Source organism: Exobacillus caeni (assembly GCF_005747095.1).
Lineage (GTDB): Bacteria > Bacillota > Bacilli > Bacillales > Guptibacillaceae > Exobacillus > Exobacillus caeni.
This window is the reverse complement of record NZ_SWLG01000005.1, coordinates 45,794-62,045: the sequence shown is the minus strand read 5'-3', so window position 1 is coordinate 62,045 and position 16,252 is coordinate 45,794. Positions and strand designations below refer to the sequence as shown.

At 40.4% G+C, this 16,252-nt stretch carries 18 protein-coding genes; 13 read left to right on the top strand and 5 right to left on the bottom strand.

What is annotated here, in order from left to right; genetic code table 11:
• Nucleotides 1-110 precede the first annotated feature (110 nt).
• The gene (locus FCL54_RS07705; RefSeq protein WP_138125031.1) at nt 111-209 is read right to left on the bottom strand and encodes a YjcZ family sporulation protein; all 99 of its coding nucleotides are present in this window, start codon (nt 207-209) and stop codon (nt 111-113) included.
• Nucleotides 210-408: 199 nt separating this feature from the next.
• Here FCL54_RS07705 and FCL54_RS07700 point away from each other — a divergent pair, with 199 nt between their 5' ends.
• From FCL54_RS07700 to FCL54_RS07675, 6 genes are all read left to right on the top strand, one after another.
• Nucleotides 409-1,086 carry a YkyA family protein gene (locus FCL54_RS07700; RefSeq protein ID WP_138125029.1) on the top strand — a complete coding sequence of 226 codons (678 nt, stop codon included), beginning with the start codon at nt 409-411 and terminating at the stop codon, nt 1,084-1,086.
• A gap of 454 nt (nt 1,087-1,540) precedes the next feature.
• Entirely contained in the window at nt 1,541-2,620 is a 1,080-nt protein-coding gene (pdhA, locus tag FCL54_RS07695) for a pyruvate dehydrogenase (acetyl-transferring) E1 component subunit alpha (RefSeq protein ID WP_138125027.1), read from the top strand.
• 3 nt (nt 2,621-2,623) lie between these two features.
• Nucleotides 2,624-3,601, top strand: coding sequence for an alpha-ketoacid dehydrogenase subunit beta (locus FCL54_RS07690; RefSeq protein ID WP_138125025.1), 978 nt, complete (start codon nt 2,624-2,626; stop codon nt 3,599-3,601).
• 159 nt (nt 3,602-3,760) lie between these two features.
• Nucleotides 3,761-5,071 (top strand): dihydrolipoamide acetyltransferase family protein, encoded by a 1,311-nt coding sequence (locus FCL54_RS07685; RefSeq protein ID WP_138125023.1) that lies wholly within the window; start codon nt 3,761-3,763, stop codon nt 5,069-5,071.
• Nucleotides 5,072-5,075: 4 nt separating this feature from the next.
• Complete coding sequence (gene lpdA / locus FCL54_RS07680) at nt 5,076-6,488, top strand: dihydrolipoyl dehydrogenase (RefSeq protein ID WP_138125021.1); 1,413 nt, start codon at nt 5,076-5,078, stop codon at nt 6,486-6,488.
• A 173-nt stretch (nt 6,489-6,661) separates the two neighbouring features.
• Nucleotides 6,662-6,895, top strand: a complete 234-nt coding sequence (locus FCL54_RS07675) for a hypothetical protein (RefSeq protein ID WP_138125019.1) — start codon at nt 6,662-6,664, stop codon at nt 6,893-6,895.
• 118 nt (nt 6,896-7,013) lie between these two features.
• Here FCL54_RS07675 and FCL54_RS07670 read toward each other — a convergent pair whose 3' ends face one another.
• Nucleotides 7,014-8,498, bottom strand: a complete 1,485-nt coding sequence (locus tag FCL54_RS07670) for a glycine betaine uptake BCCT transporter (protein ID WP_138125017.1) — start codon at nt 8,496-8,498, stop codon at nt 7,014-7,016.
• A 349-nt stretch (nt 8,499-8,847) separates the two neighbouring features.
• Between FCL54_RS07670 and FCL54_RS07665 the strand changes: the two genes are divergently transcribed.
• Entirely contained in the window at nt 8,848-9,756 is a 909-nt protein-coding gene (locus FCL54_RS07665; protein WP_246055171.1) for a polysaccharide deacetylase family protein, read from the top strand.
• A 14-nt stretch (nt 9,757-9,770) separates the two neighbouring features.
• Here FCL54_RS07665 and FCL54_RS07660 read toward each other — a convergent pair whose 3' ends face one another.
• On the bottom strand, nt 9,771-10,184 hold the full coding sequence (locus FCL54_RS07660) for a DUF1885 family protein (RefSeq protein WP_138125015.1): 414 nt from the start codon (nt 10,182-10,184) through the stop codon (nt 9,771-9,773).
• 254 nt (nt 10,185-10,438) lie between these two features.
• On the opposite strand from FCL54_RS07660, the gene FCL54_RS07655 reads away from it, so the two are divergent.
• Nucleotides 10,439-10,570: a GapA-binding peptide SR1P gene (locus FCL54_RS07655; protein WP_425467113.1), complete on the top strand. Its 132-nt coding sequence runs from the start codon at nt 10,439-10,441 to the stop codon at nt 10,568-10,570.
• Between the two features lie 33 nt (nt 10,571-10,603).
• On the opposite strand, the gene FCL54_RS07650 is transcribed toward FCL54_RS07655, so the two are convergent.
• Entirely contained in the window at nt 10,604-12,076 is a 1,473-nt protein-coding gene (locus FCL54_RS07650) for an aminotransferase class I/II-fold pyridoxal phosphate-dependent enzyme (protein ID WP_138125011.1), read from the bottom strand.
• Nucleotides 12,077-12,291: 215 nt separating this feature from the next.
• Between FCL54_RS07650 and FCL54_RS07645 the strand changes: the two genes are divergently transcribed.
• On the top strand, nt 12,292-13,272 hold the full coding sequence (locus FCL54_RS07645; RefSeq protein WP_138125009.1) for an NAD(P)H-dependent flavin oxidoreductase: 981 nt from the start codon (nt 12,292-12,294) through the stop codon (nt 13,270-13,272).
• Nucleotides 13,269-13,538: a UPF0223 family protein gene (locus FCL54_RS07640; protein ID WP_138125007.1), complete on the top strand. Its 270-nt coding sequence runs from the start codon at nt 13,269-13,271 to the stop codon at nt 13,536-13,538. The genes FCL54_RS07645 and FCL54_RS07640 overlap by 4 nt, the downstream gene beginning before the upstream one ends.
• An 80-nt stretch (nt 13,539-13,618) precedes the next feature.
• On the opposite strand, the gene FCL54_RS07635 is transcribed toward FCL54_RS07640, so the two are convergent.
• Nucleotides 13,619-14,254: a YktB family protein gene (locus FCL54_RS07635; RefSeq protein ID WP_138125005.1), complete on the bottom strand. Its 636-nt coding sequence runs from the start codon at nt 14,252-14,254 to the stop codon at nt 13,619-13,621.
• A 274-nt stretch (nt 14,255-14,528) separates the two neighbouring features.
• Here FCL54_RS07635 and FCL54_RS07630 point away from each other — a divergent pair, with 274 nt between their 5' ends.
• From FCL54_RS07630 to FCL54_RS07620, 3 genes are all read left to right on the top strand, one after another.
• A complete protein-coding gene (locus tag FCL54_RS07630) occupies nt 14,529-14,717 on the top strand; it encodes a hypothetical protein (RefSeq protein ID WP_138125003.1) in 189 nt (62 codons plus the stop codon).
• A gap of 199 nt (nt 14,718-14,916) precedes the next feature.
• Nucleotides 14,917-15,750, top strand: coding sequence for an inositol monophosphatase family protein (locus FCL54_RS07625; RefSeq protein WP_138125001.1), 834 nt, complete (start codon nt 14,917-14,919; stop codon nt 15,748-15,750).
• A 10-nt stretch (nt 15,751-15,760) separates the two neighbouring features.
• Nucleotides 15,761-16,231: a GNAT family N-acetyltransferase gene (locus FCL54_RS07620; protein ID WP_171016732.1), complete on the top strand. Its 471-nt coding sequence runs from the start codon at nt 15,761-15,763 to the stop codon at nt 16,229-16,231.
• The last annotated feature ends 21 nt before the right edge of the window (nt 16,232-16,252 follow it).

Here is a 16,252-nt window from a genome sequence, read left to right as displayed (position 1 = left end):
TGCAGTTCGCATACACTAAGGTTTCCCTTCTACTAAAATCCTTTGTGAACTAGTTTAATTCCCTCAAAAACAAAGAGGAAAACGGCAACCCGTTTTCCTCTTGGCCTTTTTTAATATACGTAAGCAGCACCTACGATAATTAGAAGAATAAACAGTACAACGATTAACGCGAAACCGCGTCCATATCCAAATCCGCCATATGCTGACATAAATTCTACCTCCTTGTAATTTTCCAGCGTTGTTTTCACTGGTCTGATATACATTATGTTTTGGAAGCGATAGAAGTTTGGATACTTGCCCAGTTGGGAAAGGAATTTATACATTCACTAAATGGACTATTCTAAAGCATGTTTTAATATGTTATATTAAACGAGTTAAAATAGTTGTCAGTGGTGTTAGGGGGATAAGATGATTAAGATGAGAAGAAGTGTAGCATTGTTTTCATTACTATTACTTGTATTGTCAGGATGTAGTTTTGGAGAAAAGCCCACAGAGAAAATTTATAACCACCTAGAAGAAGCAGTGAAACTCGAACAACCATTCAGGGAGCAGCAAGATCCAATCGTAGATGCGGAGAAAAAGGAACAGGAGCTTTATAACAAAATCGTCGGTTTAAGCATGAAAGAGTACGACCAAATTCAAAAGCTTTCTCAAGAAGCAGAACAATTAGCAGAAAAAAGAATGGAATTGATAAAGAAGGAAAAAGAAAGCATCGATAAGGCTTATGAAGAATTTGAAAACGTAAAACCGATCGTCGATGAATTGGAAGATGAGGAAGTAAAGAGCAAAGCCGAAACAATGGTTGATAAAATGGATGCTCGATACAAAGCGTATCAGGATCTCTACAACCAATATTCTGAAGCTGTAAAACTGGATCAGGAATTATACAAAAAACTACAAGATAAAAAACTAACACTGGAAGATTTGCAGGCGCATATCGAAAAGATAAATAAGAGTTACAGCGATGTGATGGCAAGTAAAGAAGATTTCAATAAATATACGAAAGAATTTAATGAAGCCAAGAAAGCTTTCTATAAAGCTGCTGACTTAAATGTAACCTATGAGAAACAGGAGAATAAAGAATAGTTAGAAAACATCTCGTTTGCCGGGATGTTTTTTATTTATCACATTAATCATAGTGTATACTAGTACAGTTTTACAATTTGTATTATAACAGTAAAGTTGAACGAGTTGTTACTTTAATGATAAATCAATTTATTGACTAATTTATTCATGGTATTGTACACTTGTAACAGCCTTGGTTTATTGTAACAGTGATTGATCACAGCCGACTAATACAGGGTTTAAAGTTGTTGGTGTTTCCGTAAAGGCAATGGTTAATCCTGCAGAAGAAAGGGTACATAGTTGAGTGGTAGTAGACATAGATAATTTTCATTATAAGTCTGTCATTGATTTAAAAAAGTTGGACAACCTAGATATGTAATGAATGTGCCGGTGTTTAATGCTGCTCAATAAATTGCATTCAGCAATTCAATTAACTATAAATTTGCTTTATGAAAGAAAGGATGAGGTGAAAGGTATGGGTAAAACCCTTGAACAAATCGAAAACCAGTTCGATATGGTCCAGATTCTTAACGAAAATGGCGAAATTGTAAACGAAGAAGCTATGCCTGAGCTATCAGATGATGAGCTGAAAGAACTTATGCACAGAATGGTATACACAAGAGTGCTAGACCAGCGTTCCATTTCTCTAAACCGCCAGGGACGTCTTGGATTCTATGCGCCTACAGCTGGACAAGAAGCTTCCCAGCTTGCAAGTCACTTTGCACTGGATAAAGAAGATTGGATTCTTCCTGGATACCGGGATGTTCCTCAGTTAATCTGGCACGGCCTTCCTCTTTACAAGGCATTCTTGTTTTCAAGAGGACATTTTGTTGGGAACCAGATGGAAGGAGTTAATGCATTAAGCCCGCAAATTATCATCGGTGCTCAAATTACCCAGACAGCCGGGGTTGCGCTTGGACTTAAGAAAAAAGGTAAAAATAACGTAGCGATTACTTATACAGGCGATGGCGGAGCTTCACAAGGGGACTTTTATGAAGGAATGAACTTTGCAGGGGCATATAAGGCACCGGCTATCTTTGTCGTTCAAAATAACCGTTTTGCTATTTCTGTTCCGGTGGAAAAGCAATCTGCTGCAAAAACGATCGCTCAAAAAGCAGTCGCTGCAGGAATCCATGGGGTTCGTGTTGACGGAATGGATGTATTTGCAGTATACGCTGCAGTGAAAGAAGCTCGCGACCGTGCTATAAACGGTGAAGGTCCGACTTTGATCGAAACGATGACATATCGCTATGGGCCACACACAATGGCAGGAGACGATCCGACTCGTTACCGTACGGAAGATCTGGATAACGAATGGGAAAAGAAAGACCCGATTGTCCGTTTCCGTAAATATTTAGAATCAAAAGGACTGTGGTCTGAAGAAGAAGAGAACAAAGTAGTTGACCAGGCGAAGGAAGAAATCAAGGCAGCGATCAAAAAAGCTGATGAAGCACCTAAACAAAAAGTTACCGATTTAATAGATATTATGTACGAAGAACTTCCGAACAATCTTCGTGAACAAAGAGAAGAATACAGTGCAAAGGAGTCGAAGTAAGCTATGGCGCAAATGACAATGATTCAAGCAATCACTGATGCGATGCGTACGGAATTAAAAAACGATGAAAATGTACTCGTTTTTGGTGAAGATGTCGGCCAAAACGGCGGCGTATTCCGTGCAACAGAAGGATTACAAAAAGAGTTTGGAGAAGACCGAGTGTTTGATACTCCTCTTGCTGAATCTGGGATCGGCGGGCTTGCAGTCGGGCTTGCGTTAACTGGATTCCGTCCAGTGCCTGAAATTCAATTTTTCGGATTTGTTTATGAGGTAATGGATGCTATCTCTGGCCAAATGGCTCGTTTGCGTTACCGTTCTGGTGGCACCTATAATGCACCGATCACTGTCCGCTCACCGTTTGGAGGAGGGGTTAAGACTCCTGAGCTCCATGCGGACAGCCTTGAAGGCTTAATGGCCCAGCAACCCGGTTTGAAAGTTGTTATTCCTTCAACTCCTTATGATGCAAAAGGACTTTTAATTTCAGCAATCCGTGATAACGACCCAGTTATTTTCCTTGAACACATGAAGCTTTACCGTTCATTCCGTGAAGAGGTTCCAGAGGAAGAATACACCGTTGAAATCGGTAAAGCTGATGTGAAACGTGAAGGAAGTGATATTACCATTATCACTTATGGAGCGATGGTTCATTCTTCACTAAAAGCAGCGGAAGAGCTTGAAAAGGAAGGAATCAGTGCAGAGGTAATCGACCTTCGAACAGTAAGCCCGCTCGACATCGATACGATTATTGCTTCTGTTGAAAAAACAAATCGTGCTATCGTTGTACAGGAAGCGCAAAAACAGGCAGGGGTAGCTTCTAACGTAGTTGCGGAAATTAATGACCGTGCTATTTTAAGCCTGGAAGCTCCTGTACTGCGCGTGACAGCTCCAGATACTGTTTTTCCATTCTCGGCGGCAGAAGACGTATGGCTTCCAGACTATAAAGATATCGTTGAGAAAGCAAAAACAGTAGTTAATTTCTAGTGAACTTGAAAAGAAATCGGTCATGGCTGATTTCTTTTCGCTAGTTTCTACAATTTCGGGCATAGATACGACAGTTTATGTGAGAAGTCGATCGTGTTCGATTTTTCTTGCGACCAATGTTGAGAAAATTATGGTAAACTTACTTAGGAGGCGAAAACCGTGGCATACGAATTTAAAATGCCGGATATCGGTGAAGGTATCCATGAAGGCGAGATCGTAAAATGGTTTGTTAAACCAGGAGATGAGGTAAAAGAAGATGACGTACTGGCCGAAGTGCAAAACGATAAGGCAGTTGTCGAAATTCCTTGTCCGGTTGACGGAACAGTAAAATCAATTAATGCTGAAGAAGGCGCTACTGTAACGGTTGGAGAAGTTATCGTTGTGTTTGATGCAGAAGGTTATGAAGATAACGCAGCTGCTGAAGAAGAAACAACTGATGACCAGCCAAAAGCCGACGAACAGCAAAAACCAGAAGCAGACAAAGCAAAAGAAGCAAACGATGATGCGAAAGAGCCTGAAACAGAAGAAGATTCGGACAAGCGCGTTATCGCTATGCCTGCTGTTCGCAAATATGCCCGTGAAAAGGGCATCGACATAAAGAAGGTGCAGGGTTCTGGTAAGAACGGACGCATCTTAAAAGAAGATATCGATAACTATCAAGAAGGTGGAGCTCCGCAGCAGGCCGAAGCGCAAGAAGAAGCAAAAGCACAACCAGCCGATGAAGAGAAGGCTGCTGCTCAACCGGCGGCTGCTGCCGTTTCACAGCAAGGCCAGGAAACACGTGAGAAGTTCAAAGGTATGCGTAAAGCAATTGCAAAAGCCATGGTTAACTCCAAGCATACTGCACCTCATGTCACTCACCTGGATGAAGTTGTCGTAACAGATCTAGTTGCACACCGTAAAAAATTCAAAGCTATGGCTGCTGACAAAGGCATTAAGCTGACATACTTGCCGTATGTTGTAAAAGCGCTGGTATCGGCTCTTCGAGAGTACCCGATCTTAAATTCTTCTATTGATGATGCGAATGAGGAAATTGTGCATAAGCATTATTACAATGTTGGTATTGCGGCAGATACCGAAGCTGGCTTAGTGGTACCTGTTGTAAAGGATGCTGATCGCAAATCGATCCTAACTATCTCAAATGAGATCAATGAGTTAGCTAAGAAGGCACGTGATGGTAAACTGTCAGGCGATGAAATGAAAGGAAGCACTTGCACGATTTCCAATCTCGGCTCTGCCGGAGGAGCATGGTTTACACCGATCATTAACCATCCGGATGCTGCGATCCTTGGCATCGGACGTATTGAAGAGAAACCTGTTGTCCAGGATGGAGAAGTTGTTGTAGCTCAAGTTCTTGCTCTATCGATCAGCTATGATCATCGCTTGATCGACGGTGTAACAGCTCAGAACGCACTTAATCACATTAAACGACTATTGAACGATCCACAACTCTTAATAATGGAGGCGTAAAAAAATGGTAGTAGGCGATTTTCCGATTGAATTAGACACACTTGTCATTGGATCAGGTCCTGGAGGATATGTAGCAGCTATTCGCGCTGCTCAGTTGGGACAAAAGGTAGCGATTGCAGACAAAGGAACGCTTGGCGGTGTATGTTTGAACGTTGGATGTATTCCTTCCAAAGCACTGATCTCAGCAGCACATAAGTATGAAACTGCAAAACATTCCGACGATATCGGTATTACTTCTGAAAACGTAAAAGTTGATATGTCAAAGGTCCAGGAATGGAAACAGTCTGTTGTAAACAAATTGACTGGCGGCGTTTCTGGCCTGATGAAAGCAAACAAGATCGATGTAATCCAGGGTGAAGTATATTTTGTTGATAAGAACACTGTACGTATCATGGATGAAAAGAATTCTCAAACTTATACGTTTAACAATTGCATCATCGCTACAGGGTCTCGCCCGATTGAACTTCCAAACTTTAAGTGGAGCGACCGTGTGATTTCATCCACTGGAGCACTTGCTCTGAAAGAAATTCCAAAGAAAATGGTCGTTATTGGTGGAGGTTATATCGGAATTGAACTTGGCACGGCTTATGCGAACTTTGGAACGGAAGTAACGATTCTTGAAGGAACTAAGCAAATTCTTTCAGGCTTTGAAAAACAGATGAGCCAGATTGTCTCTCGACGCTTGAAAAAGAAAGGCAATGTTGAAATTGTTACAGAAGCGATGGCCAAAAGCGTGGAAGAAACAAAAGACGGCGTAAAAGTAACAGCAGAGGTAAAAGGTGAAACTAAAACCTACGATGCTGACTATCTTCTTGTAACAGTTGGCCGTAAGCCAAATACAGATGAAATCGGTCTTGAGCAGGTTGGAATCGAGCTTTCAGACAGAGGGCTGATCAACATTGATAAACAATGCAGAACCAATATAGAAAATATTTATGCCATTGGTGATGTTGTGGCGGGTCCAGCGCTTGCCCACAAGGCATCATACGAAGGTAAAGTAGCTGCTGAAGCTATTGCAGGAGAACCATCCGAGATCGACTATCTAGGAATTCCTGCTGTCGTATTCTCCGATCCTGAACTTGCTTCTGTTGGCTATAATGAAACAGAAGCAAAAGAAGCTGGTTATGATGTAAAAGCATCGAAGTTTCCGTTTGCAGCGAACGGAAGAGCTCTGTCTCTAAATGATGCAGATGGATTCATGAAGCTTATTACTCGTAAAGAGGATGGACTTGTTATTGGAGCACAAATCGCAGGGCCAAATGCTTCTGATATGATTGCTGAGTTAGGTCTTGCAATCGAGGCTGGCATGACAGCTGAAGACATTGCGTTAACAATTCATGCTCATCCGACACTTGGAGAAATCACAATGGAAGCAGCTGAGGTTGCTCTTGGTTCTCCTATCCATATTGCTAAATAAAAAGATAAAAAAAGAAACGCTCTAAACAGCGTTTCTTTTTTTGTTTGTTCTAAATAGTAAAGAGAAAGGGATATAATAGGCATGAAAAGCTATTTGCCATATGAAGAGCGGTACTATTAATGGTTTTCGGATTAGAGCGAAGCATTGTAGTATAAGGAAAAGGAGCAAGGAACATGAAAAGAGTATTGATTACCTTTTTATTGCAAGCAATAACCTGGTATGGCTTCTCACTGGTGCTCCATTTGTCCACGAGAGATAAGATGACATTTAAAATCATTATGTTTCTAATATTTCTTTACCTTGTAACGATTATTAGCATTTACGTTATGAAACATAGAAAAATAACTTTTTTTATAACGTTTTTCAGTACAAGCAGTTACATCATAACGGAATTGATTGTCCAGTGAAAAAGTTTCGCCCTTGTCGATTCCTCTAGATATGAAAGATACCCATGGAGTGTTCCTTGTTTGAAAAATAGAATATAAAAAAGGCTTAACGAAAATGTTAAGCCTTTTTGCGCTCTTACTATTTCTTTTTCACTTCAGCCTGAAGCGCTTTTAGCAGGGAAATAATCATTCCGATGATGATTATTGCAAATGGGAAAGCTGCAATGATGGAAGCTGTTTGCAGGGCTTGGAGTCCTCCTGACAAAATAAGAACCGCAGCAGCTGCAGACTGGATGATTCCCCATGTGAATTTAATGGAGTTATTAGGATTTAAGCTTCCGTTTGTCGTTAACATTCCTAACACAAACGTTGCCGAGTCAGCTGATGTAATAAAGAACGTACTGATCAGCAATATAGCAATAACCGACATTGCCGTTCCAAATGGAAACTGTTCAAGAACAGAGAACAATGCAACTTCCATCCCCTGATCATTAATAATATCCATGATACCTTTACCTGCCATATCAAGCGAAATAGCAGATCCGCCGAACACTGAGAACCACAGTGCTCCAAAAATCGTTGGTACAGCAAGTACTCCTATTACAAACTCACGAATTGTCCGGCCGCGGGAAACACGAGCAATGAATGTTCCAACGAAAGGAGCCCATGCTATCCACCAGGCCCAATAGAAAATTGTCCAGCTTTGAATCCATGGAGAATGCTCGAAAGGGCTCATACGTAAACTCATACTCGGAAGGTTTTGAATGTAACTGCCGAGTGTAGTTGTGAATAGATCCATAATAAAGTTTGTAGGTCCTGCAAAAAGCAAGAAAAGCATTAAGCCGATCGCCAGAACAATATTGGTATTACTAAGGTACTTAATTCCTTTAGAAAGGCCAGTGCTGGCAGATAACATATATAGCACTGTTACGATAGCAATAATAATAAGTTGTGTTACTATATTGTTCTCGATATTAGTTAAATAGGAGATACCTCCACTGATCTGGGATGCTCCAAATCCAAGGGATGTTGCAACACCGATAACAGTAGCAAATACCGCGATAACATCGATGACATATCCGATCGGGCCTTTGGCTCTTTCGCCAAGGATAGGATAGAATACGGCACTCACGATTCCGGGTGCCCCTTTTCGGAACTTAAAATAGGCAAGCGCAAGTGCTACAACCGTATAAATACCCCAGGGGTGCAAGCCCCAGTGGAAGAAAGCGTATCGGAATGCAAGACGTGCAGATTCTGTTGTTTCAGCAGGCGCGCCGGCGGGTGGCCCGTAAAAATGATACATCGGTTCTGCGACTCCCCAGAACACAAGCCCAATACCCATTCCTGCGGAGAAAAGCATAGCGAACCATGTGAGTGTACTGTACTCTGGTTCATCAGTATCCTTTCCCAGCTTGATTTTCCCGAACCGGGAAAAAATCAAATAAATTGCAAAAATAAGAAACCCTGTAGCAGACAAAAGATAGAACCAGCCAAATTTAATTTGAATAAAGTTTTGAATGGCCGCTGTCGAGTCAGCAAGACCATCAGGAGACAATACGCCCCAGATAATAAAGATTAAGGTCAGTATTACCGAGAATATAAATACTTTGGTTAAATTTCGCATAATATACCACCTTTCCTTTATATTATTTTTCACAACATTACGAATGAGAGCCTTTTAAGTATTTGTGTGTTCAAGCAGGAATATTCTATCACCGGCGCAATAACTTTTCGGGCTTAGTACTTTTTTACCTATACCCCATCTTTTAGTTAGTTAATCAGGTTAGTCAGGCTGAAAAAAACACGTTTTTCAGTATAATTCTTTTAGCGAACGTTGTAAAGGGATAAGCTTTATAATGGTTAATACAGTAAATAAGAACAATTTTTTCTAGAATTTGCTTTAACCTCTTTATTGTTCGGGTATGTTCCATTATGATTGATTTACAAATCTAAAACTCGGGGGAGAGGACACCATGATGAAGAAAGGAAAAGTTATTTTAAATGCTGTTCTATTGGGGTTGTTGGTAACGGGATGTTCCAGCCAATCAGCAACAAATGAACAGGCTGATGACACCGGAAAGAAAAAAGAGGTCGTTGAAACAGATGAACAGGTAAAATCCGGCGAGACCGATAATAAGAATGCGGCTGAAGAAAAGAATACTGGCGTAAAAGATGCTCAAGCTGAAGAAAAAAGTGATGATGCTGAAGGGAAAAATAACGAGGAACAAGTGCAGATAGAGCCGCAGTATAAACTCAATCCTTCCTACTGGGGGTTTGAACCTATTGCTGATGCTTCAGAAAAAGTTGTTTTATTAACGATTGATGATGCGCCTGATCAACATGCGGTTGAGATGGCCAATAAATTGAAGAGATTAAAAGTGCCTGCAATCTTTTTTATAAACGGGCACTTTATCGATACGGATGAAGAAAAAGAGAGGTTAAAGCAAATTCACGATATGGGTTTTGAAATTGGAAACCATACGATGACACATGCAAGCTTAAGAGATTTAAGCGAGGAAAAACAAAGGGAAGAAATTGTCACATTAAACGACATAATTGAAGAAACGATAGGGGAACGTCCTAAATTCTTTAGAGCCCCGTTTGGACAGAATACAGACTACTCAAAACAATTGGTGGCTGAAGAAAATATGCTTCTCATGAACTGGACATATGGCTATGACTGGGAAAAGCAATATCAAAATAAAGAGGGAATTTCCGATATAATGGTAAACACGCCGTTATTGTCTAATGGAGCTAACCTTTTAATGCATGATAGAGAATGGACGAACGAAGGTCTTGAAGACATCGTGAAAGGCCTGCAGGAAAAAGGGTATGGGTTTATAGATCCTGATACTATCCAAACACCAGGAAATAAAAAATAACAGCCGTGCGGCTGTTATTTTTTATAGTAAAACATTTTTCGCCCGTTAAATAGGGTTAGTTCACCCTGAAGCTTTGAAGCGATGTATTTGCAAAACTCAATGGCTTTGCCCTTATCCCCATGGGTAGACTTTTCAGGGAGGGCTATTTGTATGACTGGACCGGCATTATTTTCATTCTGTTTATCGAGCCCCACAACAATATAATAGTAACCGGATGTATTACCTTTTAAATAGAACCATTTGTTTCTCCCTTCTGAGGTTTCTTCTATTTGATAAGGGAACGCAGCTTGCATGTAAGACCAGTTAAGCTGTTCACCGGTTTTGTATGTATGGTCTATATAAGATTTTAATAAAGCCTTGATTTCCTCGATTGTTATTTCTTGTTTCAAAGAGTCTGTGACCAGCTTGACGAAGGCGCTTTTACCCAAATGTAATCCCTCCATATATAGTAGTTTCTTCTATACATTATATTATCAGTTTTTTAATAATTCTGGCATAATGATCGATATTTAAATAGGTTATAATTTTTTCTAGTACGCTATCTATAATTATATGTTTAGCTGGGTTAAAAATGTGCTATATAAATTAATGTGTTATACAATTTAATGTTGACTTTTTAAATGTGACATATTATTATGAAATTACACCAAAAAGAAACCGTTTACAAAAAACTCGTAAGGAGATGGATACAATGGGAATCATCATTTGTCAATCTTGCGATAACACAATCAGCCATGTGGAGCACGAAAAGGTAACAACGCTGTATGGTAAATGTCCGGATTGTAACAGCAAACACGATAAAAACCAAAAGTAAATATTAATAAAAAGAGGTGCCTCGGGCACCTCTTTATTTGATTGCGCGATGTTCCTTGATTACACGCAGATAGTTAAGGTCATCGTCTTCTGGCCCTTGGACAGGCAGTCCTGCTTCCAGATTTTCTTGAATGTAGCGCAGGTTTTCTTCCGTAATTATTTCGCCCGGTATAAAGATTGGTATACCTGGTGGATATACCATCACAAATTCTGCAATGATTCTCCCGGCTGATTCCTGGAACGGAACAACTTCGGTTTCAGAGTAAAAGGCATCTCGGGGTGACAATGCCAGAAGTGGAATGTTTGGCACATGCACCGGGATTTTTTTGGCCTCTTTTATATTTTCACTGAACGTATCGGATAACTCTTGCAAAGCTTTTACAAGGATAGAGGTGTTTTCTTCGGTATCACCCGGTGTAATAATGCAAAGGATGTTATAAAGGTCTGAAAGCTCAACTTCGATGTTATAGTTTTCTCTTAGCCATACTTCCACATCATATCCGGTAATCCCAAGTTCTTTAACTGAAATAATTAACTTTGTAGGATCCATATCGTAAGTAGCCTGTGTCCCCAGTATTTCTCTTCCAACACAATAGATTTGCGGGATCTCATTAATTTGCTTCCTTGTTGTCTCTGCAAGTGCGATCGCTTTCTCAGCTAAATCATGGCCTTCTGTTGCAAGCCTTTTTCTTGCTACATCAAGGGAGGCTAAAAGCAGATAAGAAGTTGATGTTGTCGTCAGCATGCTGATGATAGCCTGGACACGGCTAGGACTAACAAGCCCTTCTCTAACATTTAAAACAGAGCTCTGTGTCATTGAACCCCCTAACTTATGGACACTTGTTGCAGCCATGTCAGCTCCTGCTTGCATAGCCGACATCGGAAGGTCATCATGAAAATGGATGTGAACGCCATGAGCTTCATCCACTAAAACGGGCACCTGATAAGAATGGGCGACATTTACGATTTCTTCAAGGTTTGCCGAGATACCAAAGTAGGTTGGATTGATCACTAATACCCCTTTTGCATCAGGATTTTGTTCCAGTGCTTTTTCAACGGACTCAGTGGTGATCCCGTGTGAAATACCAAGGTTTTGATCTACTTCAGGATGAATGAATACAGGTGTTGCACCTGAAAAAATTATCGCTGACATAACCGATTTGTGAACGTTTCGCGGGACAATGATTTTATCTCCAGGTGAACATACTGCCATCACCATTGTCATTATCGCTCCGCTTGTTCCTTGAACCGAGAAGAAGGTAGCATCTGCTCCAAAAGCTTCGGCTGCAAGCTGTTGAGCTTCTTTTATAATGCCGTGTGGATGGTGAAGATCATCGAGCGGGCCGATGTTGATCAAATCGATTGATAACGCATTTTCGCCAATAAATTCCCTGAAATGGGGATCCATCCCTGAACCTTTTTTATGGCCTGGAATGTGAAATTGTATCGGGTCTTTCTTTATATGATTTAAAAGCCCGGTGTACAATGGAGTATCAAATTGGGACAACTTTAAGCACCTCAATTTCTAAACTTAAAATAAATTGTTACATAATAAGAAATCATTATTGTATATTCCACTTGAAAACTAGAAAGCAAACTTTACATTCTAATGAAAAATATAAAACAAAGATGAGTATATCAAACGTAGAAGGTTTTGCAAGAAATTTTTTGAAAGGAATCTGAACAATTGATGGAGAACTGAACAAAGGGAGGCGATTTCAATTGAAGTGGAACACAAGAGTGACAGAAATGCTAAGAATAAAATACCCTGTCGTCCAGGGAGGTTTAGCATACCTGGCTTATTCAGACCTGGCTGCGGCAGTCAGTAATGCAGGCGGGCTCGGCCAAATAACAGCTATGTCTATGTCCTCAGCTGAAGCGTTAAGAAACGAGATAAAAAGGGTAAAAACACTAACATCAAAACCATTCGGGGTCAATTATGCAATCGGCCAGCATGGTCGGCCGTATGAAGATATGCTTGAAGTAGCGATAGATGAAAAGGTGCCGGTAATATCTGTTACAGGAGGAAATCCTGCTCCTGTTTTTCAAAAGTTAGAAGGAACGGAGATCAAAAAACTAGTCCTGGTTTCCGGAACAAGACAGGCGGTAAAAGCGGAACAGCTAGGGGCGGATGCTGTAATGGCAGTAGGACAGGAAGGCGGAGGCCATCTTGGGAAACATGATATCGGAACAATGGTTTTAATTCCGCAAGTTGTAGACGCGGTTGACATACCTGTCTTAGCTTCAGGAGGAATCGGTGACGGAAGAAGTTTGATGGCAGGTTTCGCACTTGGAGCAGAGGGGGTAGAAATGGGAACCCGCTTCATTGCAACGCAAGAATGCATACATGCTCATAATACATACAAGGAAAGGATTATTTCGAGTAAAGAAACAGATACTGTAGTAATAAAAAGAGCAATACAGGCTCCTGCAAGAGCACTCAAGAATGAATGGACAGATAAGATTTTGAAGGTTGAAGATTCTGACCCGTCTTATGAAGCGTTAAAGGACTTTATAAGCGGTGAAGCAAATAAAAGATACATTTACGAAGGAAAAGAACAGGAAGGGTTTGGATGGGCAGGCCAGGTAGTTGGGAGAATAAATGATATTCCAACAGTGAAAGAACTTTTTGACCGGATCTTTTCAGAAGCCGCTGAAGTTCGAAAAAGATGGGGAAATACTAACTTCGAGGTGAAATCATGAATGTTAACTACCCGATTTCAATGGAATGGAGTAAAGAAGAAGTAATTGCAGTTGTCAACTTTTTTCAATCGGTAGAAAAAGCAAATAACGAAGGCATAAAAGCGAATGTTTTAAAAGAAAACTACCAGATATTCAAGCAAATTGTGCCAAGTAAAAGTGAAGAAAAACAGCTATGCCGAGAATTTGATAAAGAAACAGGTTATTCTTGCTACCATACCGTAAAAGAAGCGATGACAACAGATCAGCAAAAAGTTAAAATCAAATAAATGAAGGAAGAGGCCTCGCCTCTTCCTTTTTTAAATGCGATTGTAACCAGGCAGGAAATGCAAAATTGATGATGGGTATTCTAGGAGCTTGCTTGCTGAGCCAACCTGTACAGGGGCATTAAGGTTTCAAACGTTTCGCTCACTGTTTCGATAAATAGGTTTCCGTCAGAAACTCGTTTATTATCTCTTGGTAAGTGAATGCCGCAGAGGAGTTCTGCTTTTTTTACATTTGCCAGTCTATCAGTCATGTTGTCGAATTCGTTGAAAGTGATTTCTTTAAAAGGAGTAGCTTCCGGCCTGGTATGATCAATTGACCAGACATAGTGGGCAGGAATCTGTTTTCTAATATTCTCGACATGCGAATCAAGCAGTGCTGCATAAGATGCCTTAATAGGTGATTCATATATAACTGCAAACCAGACGAATACATGGGATTCCCAGAGACCGATTTGAAAATGTGGAAGCTTTTTATAGCCCCTTTTGCTATTTGCGAATGCAACCCATGTATCATTAGGGGGATTTTTAGTTCTTCTAGCATGCTTTGCTACATGATAAAACATTTCGTCTCCCACTAGGGATGAAAGGGTGGGGGCAAAATGCTCTCCCAGTGCTTCAAGTTTTGGACGTACTGTTGTTTTTAATACATCCATCCGCTCATCTAAACCTTCGATTCGGAACGTATTAAAATCAGCATCAGTAAAACCTTTAAACGTCATAAGTTTCCTCCTCATTAACAAGTCTTTCATTAGTATGTACCCAGGTGAAGTTTACCATAATTCTTGATCGGACATAAATAATTTGGGCTCACTAGGAGGTTTTAAATAAATTGGCGAGTGGAAAAATATAAACAAATAAATCGGTTGCATACTTCCGCCAAAGGGCATAAGATATAATAACAATATAACCAGAAAAATCAGAAAATTCAGTTTACGTCCTCCGTCGCTTGTCGTAAAGTCAGAAAGATTATTAGAAAAGGGGTGTGAGAGACCAATGAAGCAAGTCATCCAGTCTTTAAAAAGGACCGAGGCAGAAAAAAGAATCCCAGTTTTAAAGCTTGAAATCGATTATGAGCTTGCAACACTCCATGATGCAATGCTTGCAAAAAACAAAAGTGAGATGGACATCAGTAAAAAGAAATTAGAAAAGCTTCGCCAGGAAATGCTTCAGTTAGAAGCATGATAAGGGACAGGACCCAGGACCCGTTAGAAATTTAAAGAATATAGATTAGAGCAACTTTACTTCTGTTTAGACTTTAAGCTCGTCAATCGGCGGGTTTTCTTTATGCCTTCACATTTTCGGGGTGGCTTTTCACTTGGTTTGTTATAGGGATTCCTGTCATAATAAAGGGAAGGAAATATGAAAAAAGGAGAAATGCAAATTGAACGAAGCAAATTGGGAAGAAATTTATCAAATCTCGAAAAAGTGGGTAAACGAAGCCGGTGATTATATAAAGGAAACATTCAATACTTCTATTTCTGTTGAATATAAAAGCAATCCTAGTGATTTAGTGACAGATATCGATCGTCATGTGGAACAACTTTTTATTGAGAAGATACATACGGCCTATCCAGAACACCGTATTGTAGGAGAAGAAGGTTTTGGTGATAAAGTGAAAGATACGAGCGGTATTATCTGGTTTGTTGACCCGATCGATGGAACGACCAATTTTGTTCACCAGCAAAGCAATTTTGCGATTTCAATCGGCATATATGAAGAGGGAATCGGGAAAGTGGCTATCATTCTGGATGTAGCACGCGGAGAAATGTTTCACTGCTTGAAAGGGCAGGGGGCGTTTATGAACGACATACCTTTAAAAAATCTGTCTGACGTGGAATTGCATGAATCGGTATTGGCTATAAATGCTACCTGGCTGACGGAGAACAAGAGAGTGGACTCGCGTATGTTAGCACCTCTAGTAAAAGAATTAAGGGGGACAAGGTCATTAGGATCCGCAGCGATCGAAATGGCATATATTGCTGCCGGCAGGCTCGATGGATATATTTCCTTAAGGCTTTCTCCGTGGGATTTTGCAGCAGGGGCTATCCTCGTGGAGGAGGTTGGAGGGAAGTGCACGACTCTGGATGGGCGTGAACTTAACATGTTAAAGCAAAACACTGTGTTTGCAGGAAAATCAAATGTCCACCAAATGATTCATAGTAATTTTATCAAGAAAGGGCTAGAAAATAATTATTTTCTCCATTCCCCATCTTAAGGAGGAAAATGTGGATTACAGACCGTTTGATGAAGATAAAGATATCTTTTTACTGTATAACTGGACGGCAAAAGACAAAGAATGGCTTGATGAAGAGTTGATTCCTGAAGAAAGTTCAGCAGAGGATTTTGAGAGGTTGATCGAGAAATATAGAAGCGAAAAAGGAGAATGGCTTGTATGGCAACAGGAAGGGATGGATGTAGGTATTACTTTTTTTCTTCCATCTGCTGAATCTAACGGACAGCCGTGGATCGGTACTGTGATCGTTAACCCTGAATACAGGAGAGCGGGGTACGGAAAGGAAATTATCCGGCATATTACCCACCTAGTCAAGCAAAACAAAGTGATCTTTGCAGCTAATCCTTTTGCTTTTGATGATTGGCATAGATTCCTGGGAACAGCTGGATTTGAACAGTATAAGATCGAGAAAGATGAAAGCGGAAGAGAATACCTTTTGTTCGTTTTGCCTATAGATACATAAAAAAGAGGGAACCAGCCCCTC

Coding starts and splice junctions, on each gene's coding strand:
- pdhA (WP_138125027.1), top strand. CDS start 1,541: ATGGGTAAAACCCTTGAACAAATCGAAAACCAGTTCGATATGGTCCAG.
- FCL54_RS07665 (WP_246055171.1), top strand. CDS start 8,848: ATGATGAAGAAAGGAAAAGTTATTTTAAATGCTGTTCTATTGGGGTTG.
- FCL54_RS07675 (WP_138125019.1), top strand. CDS start 6,662: ATGAAAAGAGTATTGATTACCTTTTTATTGCAAGCAATAACCTGGTAT.
- lpdA (WP_138125021.1), top strand. CDS start 5,076: ATGGTAGTAGGCGATTTTCCGATTGAATTAGACACACTTGTCATTGGA.
- FCL54_RS07635 (WP_138125005.1), bottom strand. CDS start 14,254: ATGACGTTTAAAGGTTTTACTGATGCTGATTTTAATACGTTCCGAATC.
- FCL54_RS07630 (WP_138125003.1), top strand. CDS start 14,529: ATGAAGCAAGTCATCCAGTCTTTAAAAAGGACCGAGGCAGAAAAAAGA.
- FCL54_RS07655 (WP_425467113.1), top strand. CDS start 10,439: ATGGATACAATGGGAATCATCATTTGTCAATCTTGCGATAACACAATC.
- FCL54_RS07700 (WP_138125029.1), top strand. CDS start 409: ATGATTAAGATGAGAAGAAGTGTAGCATTGTTTTCATTACTATTACTT.
- FCL54_RS07670 (WP_138125017.1), bottom strand. CDS start 8,498: ATGCGAAATTTAACCAAAGTATTTATATTCTCGGTAATACTGACCTTA.
- FCL54_RS07705 (WP_138125031.1), bottom strand. CDS start 209: ATGTCAGCATATGGCGGATTTGGATATGGACGCGGTTTCGCGTTAATC.
- FCL54_RS07690 (WP_138125025.1), top strand. CDS start 2,624: ATGGCGCAAATGACAATGATTCAAGCAATCACTGATGCGATGCGTACG.
- FCL54_RS07640 (WP_138125007.1), top strand. CDS start 13,269: ATGAATGTTAACTACCCGATTTCAATGGAATGGAGTAAAGAAGAAGTA.